7 protein-coding genes are annotated in these 10,992 nt (G+C 47.7%); 4 read left to right on the top strand and 3 right to left on the bottom strand.

Going from position 1 to position 10,992, the window contains the following annotated elements; translation table 11 throughout:
- Positions 1-429 precede the first annotated feature (429 nt).
- Positions 430-1,899 (bottom strand): cardiolipin synthase, encoded by a 1,470-nt coding sequence (gene cls / locus H0G69_RS00150; RefSeq protein WP_180304875.1) that lies wholly within the window; start codon positions 1,897-1,899, stop codon positions 430-432.
- A gap of 140 nt (positions 1,900-2,039) precedes the next feature.
- Between cls and H0G69_RS11030 the strand changes: the two genes are divergently transcribed.
- The gene (locus H0G69_RS11030) at positions 2,040-2,174 is read left to right on the top strand and encodes a hypothetical protein (RefSeq protein ID WP_275691264.1); all 135 of its coding nucleotides are present in this window, start codon (positions 2,040-2,042) and stop codon (positions 2,172-2,174) included.
- Positions 2,175-2,212: 38 nt separating this feature from the next.
- Here the strand turns inward: H0G69_RS11030 and H0G69_RS00145 are convergent, their stop codons facing one another.
- Both H0G69_RS00145 and H0G69_RS00140 read right to left on the bottom strand, forming a co-directional pair.
- A complete protein-coding gene (locus H0G69_RS00145) occupies positions 2,213-4,336 on the bottom strand; it encodes an ATP-dependent Clp protease ATP-binding subunit (protein WP_056968135.1) in 2,124 nt (707 codons plus the stop codon).
- Positions 4,337-4,441: 105 nt separating this feature from the next.
- A complete protein-coding gene (locus tag H0G69_RS00140) occupies positions 4,442-4,666 on the bottom strand; it encodes a transcriptional regulator (RefSeq protein WP_180305356.1) in 225 nt (74 codons plus the stop codon).
- A 437-nt stretch (positions 4,667-5,103) separates the two neighbouring features.
- Here H0G69_RS00140 and H0G69_RS00135 point away from each other — a divergent pair, with 437 nt between their 5' ends.
- From H0G69_RS00135 to H0G69_RS00125, 3 genes are all read left to right on the top strand, one after another.
- Positions 5,104-6,357 (top strand): argininosuccinate synthase, encoded by a 1,254-nt coding sequence (locus H0G69_RS00135; protein WP_180304874.1) that lies wholly within the window; start codon positions 5,104-5,106, stop codon positions 6,355-6,357.
- Positions 6,347-7,729 (top strand): argininosuccinate lyase, encoded by a 1,383-nt coding sequence (gene argH, locus H0G69_RS00130; protein WP_180304873.1) that lies wholly within the window; start codon positions 6,347-6,349, stop codon positions 7,727-7,729. Before H0G69_RS00135 ends, argH begins: the two co-directional genes overlap by 11 nt.
- Before the next feature lie 316 nt (positions 7,730-8,045).
- A complete protein-coding gene (locus tag H0G69_RS00125) occupies positions 8,046-10,961 on the top strand; it encodes an LTA synthase family protein (RefSeq protein ID WP_180304872.1) in 2,916 nt (971 codons plus the stop codon).
- The last annotated feature ends 31 nt before the right edge of the window (positions 10,962-10,992 follow it).

Raw genomic sequence — 10,992 nt, 5'->3', positions numbered from 1 at the left:
ATTTTATCATGCACCCCCGCCGTTAAAGACCGCGACTGTCAATTCTATTTTTAATTATAATCAACAAAGATTGTGATTTTATGATCAATAATACCTCGTGTTAAGAATCCTTTTGATATCAACATTTCAAGCCGTTTTAAAATAAAAATCGCAAATTTTGATTTCTTGGTTGTCTTTGTCAGATAAAAGTGGTTTAATGTAATTGTTACTTAGTGAGCAATAACTAAGTCAAGGTTAGGACTTCCATCCCAATAAAGTCATCTTTTATCTCAAATTCAAATCTCTCTACTCCATACTTGGTGGTTTTTAATCGCCTCAATGATAACTTTTTTGATGTGTCAGTCCAGCTGACGTCCTAACCCGTTGAAATAAAAAACACGATGGCCAATCCCTGGTCATCGTGTTTTTTATTGTACCGCCCATCCAGCATTACAGAATCGGTGAAAACAGGCGCGATAACGTTTGCTTAAAGCGCAGCCATACTGGTTGAGCCGCGAACATTTCCGGCGTCATTACCTTACAGTTACGAATATCATTAACAAAGATCTGTTCTAGTTGATCCGTGATGTGATGGTCATACATAAAGGCATTGATTTCAAAGTTAAGCTTGAAACTGCGAAAATCGAGGTTGGCCGATCCAACTGAAGCCATCTTGCCATCTACGACCATGGTTTTGGCATGCAAGAAGCCATTTTGATAAAAATAGATCGTTGCCCCTTCGTTAGCCAATTGATGAGCATAGTACTGCGTGGCCCGGTAGACAAAGGGATGGTCCGGCTTGCATGGAATCATGATGCGAACGTCGACACCAGAATGAATGGCAATCCGCAAAGCATCCAAGACACTGTCGTCAGGAATCAGATAAGGCGTTTGAATCCAGATATGATCCTGGGCCGCGTTGATTAGCCGCAGATAGCCAAGCTTGATTTTTTCCAACGGCGATTCAGGACCATTGGAAACGATCTGCAAAGCGGTGTTGCCCTGTTTAACCGTAATCGGCGGAAAATATGGCCGATAGTGGATGATCTTGTCCTGGACGTGGCGTTGGGAGGCATTCCAGTCACGAATAAATCGCTGCTGCAATGAGTAGACGCCGCCGCCAATCACACGCAGATGCGTATCGCGCCAATAGCCAAACTTAGGCAGTCTTCCCAAGTACTGGTCACCTACATTAAAGCCGCCCACGTAGCCGATTTTGCCGTCAATAGTGACGATTTTTCGGTGATCACGATAGTTCAGCCGAAAATCAAACAAGTTGCTGTGCGTCATCAAGAAAGGTTCCGCCAAACCGCCATTTTGTCTTAAAGCATCATAAAAACTGCGCTTAACGCCCATCGATCCCCACGAGTCATATAAAACCCGGACCTCAACGCCTTCTGCTGCCTTCTGTTCCAACAGCGTACGCAGCTGATTGCCGATCTGGTCGTTATAGATCGTGTAAAACTCAATATGGATGCTTTTTTGTGCATTGGATAAATCATCAAACATCTTTTGAAACAGCCTTTGCCCATCCGTATAGATATCAACCTGATTATGCCGGGTCAAAAATGCGTTGTCGATGCTTTGAAACAGCATGATCGTCCGCCGATACATACGCATGGTCTGTTTTTTAGGCCGCGGCATATCCAAAAACTGCTTTTTCTGTTCTTCTAAGGCCGCGCTCAGTTCCAGTTCCGTTTGCGATTGGATCCGCTCCATCTTGTCCTGCGGCAGCTTGCGTCCCAAAAATGCATATAGGATAAAGCCCAGCACCGGGATTAGGGTTAAGACCAGCAGCCATGCCCAGGTCGCGGCAATATCGCGCTTTTCACGAAACACCGTATAAAGCGCGGCAATTTCATTGATTAAGATGATTCCCCAAATAATCAACTTGATAATCTGCCACGTCGTTAAAAGCATTGTTCTACCTTCCTTTCGCTTGCTTTTTTATTCTAACGCACCTTTTGATTCGAACCAACAACTTAATTGCGCTATAATTTTTCGAAATATAGTTAAATCTGGCAGTTATTGCTGAAAGGTTTAAAAAGGAATGAACAACCATGTTTGACTCAATGCCATTGGGAATCGGCCAGTATCATCTGTTTCATGAACTGTTCAAGACCAATCCGCGACTGGCGATTATCGTCTTGGCGCTGATCGTCGTTTTGGCCATCTACTTGAATCAACGCCGATAAAAAAGAGCTGGCTTTTTGGCCAGCTCTTTTTGATTTGCTTATTCAGCTTTTGGTGTCTGATAGTCTTTGTTTTCACTGATAACCAGCTTGCCATCCTGCATGTCGGCGCGCAGGTGCTTAACGTCCAGATGATCCAGATAGTAGTCGGTAACCTGGTCGCGAATCTGCTGTTCAACGACCCGCCGTAATGGACGAGCCCCCATTGCCTCATCATAGCCTTGGTCGATCAAGAAGTTCTTGGCTTCCTCGCTGACTGCAACGTCCATGCCCTTCTTAGCCAGGGTCTTGTTGACGTCTTTAAGCATCAGGTCAACGATTTGCTTAAGATCTTCTTTAGTCAGATGGTGGAATTCGACAATGGCGTTGAACCGGTTGAGAAATTCAGGACGGAAATATGGCTCCAGCCGCTTGGTCAGGCTTTCTTCCTTATTGTCGGCTGCCTTGATCATAGCATCGCTGGAGTAGCCGGCATTGGAGGTGGCAATAATGATCGTGTTCTTAAAGTCGACCGTATTGCCTTGTCCATCCGTCAGCCGACCATCATCCAGCACCTGCAAAAGCAGCGTAATGACTTGTGGATCAGCCTTTTCAATTTCGTCAAGCAGCACGATTGAGTAAGGATGACGACGAACCTTTTCCGTCAGCGTGTTGCTGTTGTCATCGTAGCCAACGTAGCCAGCCGTAGTCCCAATCAGCTTGGAGACGGCTGTCCGGTCAGCATATTCAGACATGTCCAGCCGAATAATATCGTCTTTATTGCCAAACATATCCAAAGCCAGCTGCTTAGCCAGTTCAGTCTTACCGACCCCCGTTGGCCCAACGAACAGGAAGCTGCCGATCGGACGATTGCCTTCATCAAAGCCGGCCCGGTTCCGCCGAATTGCGCGGGCAACGGCATCAACGGCTTCATCTTGACCGATGACCTTGCTCTTGAGGCGCCCAGCCAGGCCTTTAAGTCGTTCAATATCGCTGGCGCCCATCTTAGAAACCGGAATGCCAGTCAGCCGTTCTACCGAGTCAGCGACATCACTAGGCGTTGCCGTAACTTTCTCGGAAGCCGAGTGATCAGCCAGTTCTTTTTTCAGTTCGGCAATTTTGTCTTTGCATTCTTGAGCCTTTTGATAGTCTTCTTTTTCAGCGGCTGCGGTCTGTTCTTGTTCAATCCGCTTGATCTCAGCTTCAATCTCCTTGGCATCCTTGACTGGGTGCTTGGCTGCCAGGTGCGCGGCCGTCATGTCGACCAGGTCAATAGCCTTGTCCGGCAGACTGCGCTGTGGAATATATTGAACCGAGTAGTCAATAGCAGCTTTTAAGACGTTGTCAGGCAAGGTTACGTTATGGTGCTTTTCATACAGGCCCCGAATTCCCTGCAGGATCTTAAACGTGTCTTCCTTGCTTGGCGCGTTGACGACCACTGGATTGAACCGCCGCGACAAGGCTGCATCCTTCATGATCGTGTTGCGGTATTCATCCTGCGTCGTAGCCCCGATAATCGTAATCTCGCCTCTGGAAAGGGCAGGCTTCAAAATGTCAGACATCCCTTTTGAGCCATTGCCATCGCCAGAGCTGCCGGCACCAATGATCTGATGAATCTCATCAAAGAACAGGATCACGTTGCCGGCTTTTTTGACTTCATCGACCAGCTTTTGCATGTTTTCCTCAAAGCTGCCCCGGTATTGCGTCCCGGCTTCCAGACTGGAAATGTCGATACTGATGATCTGCTTGTTTTTAATTGCGGCTGGCACGTCGCCGTTGACGATGGCCTGGGCCAATCCTTCAACAACCGCCGTCTTACCAACCCCGGCATCACCGACCAAGACTGGATTGTTCTTGATCCGGCGGCTGAGGATTTCTGCAGTTTCTTGAATTTCTTTGTTACGGCCAATCACTGGATCCAATTTGCCAGCCTTGGCTTCTTCGGTTAGATTGCGCCCCAGCTTGGCCAGCATGCCGCCTTTTTTAGGTGCCTTCGCAGTTGGCTGCTTGACATCTGCTTGCGGCAGCTTGCCGGTTCTTCGATACTGAGCGTACTCTTCTGGGGTCACTTCACGTCCATTGATCAGATAGCGGCGATTTTCGGTATTAAAACCGTTCAAGCCGCCCATCATCTGGTTAAAAATGTCATTCATGTCATCGAATGGATCTACTGGAATTTGTGCCATAAGCTATTCCCCCTATTGTTAATATTCAATTGTACTTCGCTAAATCAGTGGTCAATAAAAGGCCTAATGCTGTTACACTCGACCTCCTACTGCTACACTATGCGATTATCGCTCTAGGTAATGCTCTTCCAGCTCTTTTAGCACTTCCCACATCTTGCGGTGCCGTGCTCGAGCCAAAGCATCCAAGTCGCGCAGATTCAGCGGCGTGGCACTGGTCTGCTCCTTGTTGAACGATTTGTGCAAGGTCGTGTAGCCGTAGCCGGATCGTTTGGACACTTGATAGATCGTCAAGTGATTCACGTCCAAATAATGCTTGATGTCGATTCGCACCATGCTCACTTCCTTTACGTTTTTTATTATATCACATCCGTGTTATAACACAAGTGTAAAATACCACATTTGTGAAATATTTTTATCAAATCAAAAAGGTTCTCTTCCTTTTATATGCTTCGTTTTGAGATCGCTTTCAAAAACATTGAATCAATAGCCAAGCAAGCTGGCTGATGACGGCCTGCTTGGTGCATAGAAAAATGGATAAAAATTTTTAACCATTTTCTCACTTTAGTTCCCAAGGACGTGAAATACCATGCTGCAAACGTTTGACGCAATTATGCAGCCTTTGATTACTCGTGTTTATCTTTTGCATAAAACTAAAAAATATAAAGGATTGTTGACTTTTTATTCGTTTTTCTGTATATTTAATGACAATTTATAAATCAATTATAAATTAAGAGCAATCAGAAACAGAAATATCGGAGGAAGAACTTATGAAACAAGAAAAGGAAAAAATCGTTTTAGCTTATTCTGGCGGCCTGGATACCTCAGTCGCTATTGCCTGGCTTAAGAACAAAGGCTACGACGTAATTGCATGCTGTATTGACGTTGGTGAAGGCAAGGACCTGGAAGCCATCAAGGCCAAAGGAAGCCAAGTCGGCGCCTATGCATCCGTCGTTATCGATGCCAAAGAAGACTTTGCGGAAAACTTTGTCCTGCCCGCTCTGCAAAGCAATGCCATGTACGAACAAGAATATCCCCTGGTTTCTGCTCTTTCCCGACCTCTGATTGTTCAAAAGCTCGTTGCCGTTGCCAAGGAATACGGTGCTACCGCCATCGCCCATGGCTGCACTGGGAAAGGCAATGATCAGGTTCGTTTTGAAGCTGGCATCCATGCACTGGCTCCCGACATGAAGATTGAGGACCCGATTCGTGACTGGCACTGGTCACGGGAAGAAGAAATCGACTACGCCAAGAAGAATGGCATTCCCGTTCCAATCACCATGGAAAGCCCCTACTCGATTGACGAAAACCTGTGGGGCCGTGCCAATGAATGTGGGATTCTTGAAGATCCATGGGCCAGCGCTCCTGAAGATGCTTATGACCGGACCAACCCAATTGAAAAAACGCCGGACACGCCAGAAATCATGGAGATTCAATTCGCACACGGCAAGCCGATTGCCCTTAACGGTGAAGCCATGCCACTGGCCGAACTGATCATGAAGCTCGACAAGATTGCCGGCAAGCACGGAATTGGCCGGATCGATCACGTTGAAAATCGGCTGGTCGGTATCAAGTCGCGTGAAATCTACGAATGTCCCGCAGCTACGGTTCTTTTGAAGGCGCACAAAGATCTGGAAGACCTGACTCTGGAACGTGAAGCAGCTCACTTCAAGCCAGTCGTTGAACTGAAGATGGCCAACCTGATCTACAATGGTCTGTGGTACTCGCCATTAATGAAAGCCATTCAAGCATTCATTAAAGAAACGCAAAAAGACGTCAACGGCACGGTTCGGGTCAAGTTGTTTAAAGGCAACGTTGTCTGTGAAGGTCGGAAGTCACCTAATTCCTTATACGACAAGAATCTGGCTACCTACACCTCTGCCGATGAATTTGATCAGGAAGCTGCTGGTGGCTTCATCAAGCTTTGGGAACTGCCTGACAAGGTCTATGCTCAAGTGCAGGCCAATGCTGCCAAGAACCAATCTGAACCTAGCGTAAAGGGGGAAACCATCAGTGCCGATTAAGCGGATGTGGGGTGGACGGTTTGAAGAGTCCGGCTCCGATTTGGTAAATAAATTCGGGGCTTCAATCACCTTTGACCAAGAGATGGCCCAAGAAGACATTCAAGGATCATTGGCCCACGTCAAGATGCTTAAGGCAACCAAGATCCTTGACGCTGCCGACGCCGATGCCATCATTAAAGGACTGGAGACGCTTGCTGAAAAGCTGAAGCAAGGCAAACTGTCTTTCAATATTGAAAATGAAGACATTCATATGAACATTGAGGCACTCCTGACGGCAGAAATCGGTCCGGTAGCCGGCAAGCTGCACACTGGGCGGAGTCGAAACGACCAGGTTGCCACCGATCTGCATCTGTACGTCAAAGAGCGGCTGCCTCAAGTAATTGCGGCCATCAAGCAGCTGCAGCAGGTCCTGGTTGACAAGGCCAGTGACAATGTTGAAACCATCATGCCGGGCTATACTCACATGCAGCATGCCCAACCGATCTCATATGGTCATTATCTGATGGCATATTTCCAGATGCTGCAGCGTGACGCTGAACGATTCAAATTCAACATGCAGCATACCGATGTCTCTCCGTTGGGCGCGGCGGCTTTGGCGGGAACGACCTTTCCAATCGACCGTCAATTGAGTGCGAAGTACCTTGGTTTCTCAGATATTTATCACAACTCGCTGGACGCGGTATCTGATCGTGACTTTGTCTTGGAATTTCTCAGCAGCGCCAGCATTTTGATGATGCACCTGTCGCGGATGTGCGAGGAATTGATCTACTGGTGCAGCTATGAATTCGGTTATATTGAGCTTTCCGATGCCTATTCCACGGGCAGCTCGATCATGCCGCAAAAGAAAAATCCTGATACGGCCGAACTGATTCGGGGCAAGACTGGCCGGGTCTATGGCGACTTGATGGGACTTTTGACCACCATGAAGGGCCTGCCGCTCGCATACAATAAGGACATGCAAGAGGATAAGGAAGGCGTTTTTGATGCCGTCAAAACCATCATCCCCAGTCTCAAGATCATGGCTGGCATGGTTGAAACGTTGAAGGTCAATCAAGATAAGATGGAACATGCCGTCCACAATGATTTTTCAAATGCTACTGAGCTGGCGGACTATCTGGCCAGCAAAGGTATTCCATTTAGACAGGCTCACGAAATCGTTGGCGAGCTGGTCTTAAAGGGATTGAAGACCGGTAAGAACCTTAGCGATATCAGCCTGGCGGAATATCAAAAGATCAGTCCTTTGATCACTGAAGACGTTTATCACGTGCTGCAGCCAAAAGTAGCCGTTGAACGACGGAATTCAGCAGGCGGAACCGGCTTTGCTCAAGTCGAAGCCCAGATTAAAGCTGCCAAAGAACTATTAAAAGATTAAGCAAAGTCCTGCAAGACTCATGAAGTTTTGCAGGACTTTTTATATTTTGGCGATCATTGGCAAAAAAACAAGGCATCGTAGGTAATTTCAGCCCTCTAGCCAGTCAAAAGCTGCTTTTCTTCACAAAGCCATCCTTCAGCAGGCTCCCTAATCACCATCCAATAATACCTAACCACCATTTCATCTGTTATGTAGAAACATTAAACGTTTTAAATACTCTAGTAAGACACATATTGGGGCTTTGTCGATTGATTTTTACTGCCTAATCCGTTTCGATATTATATGGGAATACTTGAAAACGTTAGGAAGATTAAAATTGAAGTTAAAAAAATTAACTATCAACTGGTTCAGCATACTTTGGCTGACGGTCCTTTTGCTCATAACAACCGCAGTCAGCACTACCGCACGCCAAATGCTCTCTCATGCTGCTGGCCAGTCTTTTTTGTTTTTATGGCTGATTAAAAACGCGGCCGCTTTGAGCGTGTTGATTCTGCCAATGATGCTGGGAGCTTTTGACATCAAGATTCCGCATCGGCAAACCGCCGTGATTCTATCAGCGGGAACCGGCCTGATCTTATTTGGCTTGGCCAATCATCTTACGCAGCCGGCCGTTTTGGAAAGCGTCCCTTCTGCTGAGCGCTATGTCGTCCAAAACATCTTTGTGACCTGGTTAGCCTATTTGGTGCTGCTGCTTTTCGCTCCCCGACTGAAAAAGCGGCTGCATCAATTCACGATCAAACAGCGCCGGCGCACTTTAATTATCTTGACGCTGGCGATTTGGCTGCTCAATCTCAACCATGCCGTGGGGGTCTTAGGACTGGCAGGCGGCAGCAGCTTTTTATGGTTCGGCTACCTTTTTGCCATGGGCGATTGGCTGGGCAGCGATCAGGCACTGCTGCAGTCATTGAAGACCGGCTGGCTGATGATTGGCGATTTGCTGGTCTTTTTGGCAATGTGTCTGGCTGCCTGGTTCAATATCAATCAGCTGAGCTATAATCCGCATGATGGTCTGCTTTTGACCACTCACTATCAGGTCGCCATCAACGCCTTTCAAAACACCTACCTGGCAATGGCAATCCTGGTCATCATCACGCTGGTCAAGCTGCTGTCATCACGATCGTTAAGCAGCTTTTATGCCATTTTGGGCGGTTTGATGCTTAATTTGCTGGCCATCCCCAAACTATTCGTGCCGTTCTTAAAATATCAGCCGCGCTGGCACCTGCTCATTGCCATTGCAGCAGGTTGGGCCGTCAGCTGGAGCCTTGCCGTTTTGCTCAGTCAGTGGACGACCCGCTTTGACTGGCAGCTTAAGTTTGATTTAGGTGCTGGCTGGGACGTTTTAAAGAAAACCTTTGCCAAATGCTGGCCGTTTCTATTGACCGCCGCCGTTATCTGGGGAATGACGATCTGGTCGTTTGGCTACCTTTGGAACTGGCAGCTCAACATGCTGCAGTGGATCATCACAGATCATAATGCCATCGTCTGGGCCAATGTAATGATCATGATGGCCCTGGCCGGAATTTTAATGGCCTTGACCAATCGCTGGTGGCTCAGCAGTGCTTTAACGATCATTATCTATGGTGGCTGGCTGACTGCATCGCTGCTTAAGATTCAAGCACGGGCTGAGCCGATTCTGCCAACTGACCTGGCTACGCTAACCGCACCTAAGGAAATGCTGGGCATGGTCGAGCCAACGATTCTGCTGGCCGCAGGGGGTGTCGTCATCGTTCTGCTTGGCTTTGCCGTAGCAATCGAGATTCGCCATGGTCGAAAATACCGTCTTAAGATTCAGTGGCGCTATTTGATTGGCACGGCTGCCATCCTTTATCTAAGCGGTTTTGCCTTTATCAATCACACCAATTCACCAACCTATCGCTGGGCTGAGAAAGTCGACGACACGCCTTATTTTTACGCGCAGCTGCGTGGTGCCAAGGTTAACGGTACGCTCCTACAGTTTGCCAATAACGTTGACGTTCGCGTAATGGACAAACCCAAGGGATATTCAAAAGACCGCATGGAAAAAATCGGTCAAAAATATCAACAGCAGGCTAAAATCATCAACCGGCAGCGAACTCACGCCAGCGTTGGCAATCAGCGCCTCGTCTTTATCTTAAGCGAGAGTTTTGCTGATCCGCGTCGCGTGCCGGATCTAAAAGTCAGCGGCAACCCACTGCCTTATCTGGACCAGCTCAAGCATCGCACGACCAGCGGCTTGATGCTCAGCACTGGTTATGGTGGCGGGACGGCTAATATGGAATATCAAGCCTTGACCGGACTTTCAATCGTCAACTTTTCGCCAACCATGCCAACGCCATATTCCCAACTGGTTCCCTACCAAAAACGCGCCGTATCCATTAATCAGCTGTTTTCTTACAGTGATGGAATTCATCCGTTTACCGCCAATCTATACAGCCGGGTAAAAGTCTATCGCAAATTTGGTTTCAACCGTTTCTATCATCTTGATGGCGGCAGCCGACTTTCCTATACGCATAAGATCGACAACAGTCCCCGCATTGATGACTGGTCGGCCTATCAGCAGGTATTGTTAAATCTTAGGAATCATCATGGCAACCAGTTCATCCAATTGGCCACCATGCAAAACCATATGCCATACGACAATTTTTATCATCACAACAACTACAAGGTCAGCGGAACGGCCTACCGAACTCCTCAGGCTCAGCAGCAGATCGAGACCTACACGCAGGGCATCCACTATACTGACGAGGCACTGAAAAAATTCATCAGCCGGTTAGACCAAAGCAGCCAGCCGACCACCGTTGTCTGGTATGGCGACCATCTGCCCGGTATCTATAATGGCGTTTCGATGGCTGAGCATGGGCTGGTGATGCACGAAACCGACTACTTTATCTACAGCAATCCAGCTGCTCAAAAAATCAATCACAGCTGCGTTGACAAAGCCAAGATCGTCAGTCCAAACGAGTTTATCCCAATGGCAATGGCGCAGATGGATCTCAAGGTTTCACCATACTACGCGCTCTTGACACAGGTTCATGAAAAGCTGCCGGCCATTACGCTGGATACCAACGTTCACAGCCACAGCAACCGTCCGCACAGCACGGCCGTTGAATACGTTGATCAAGACGGCCTGCAGACGACGCTTTCTCTAAAGCAGATGCGGCTGTTTGACGACTACCGCATGGTTCAGTATGATCTGACGGCCGGGCATCATTATCTGCTGCATGACTGGTTCATGTTTAAGGTGCCGCATTAATCTGACTGCTCAACCATTACCAAATCATATA

It is taken from the genome of Limosilactobacillus mucosae (genome assembly GCF_013423865.1).
In the GTDB taxonomy this organism is placed as follows: Bacteria; Bacillota; Bacilli; order Lactobacillales; family Lactobacillaceae; genus Limosilactobacillus; species Limosilactobacillus mucosae.
The sequence above is the reverse complement of the archived record's forward strand: the minus strand, read 5'-3'. Positions and strand labels throughout refer to the sequence as shown.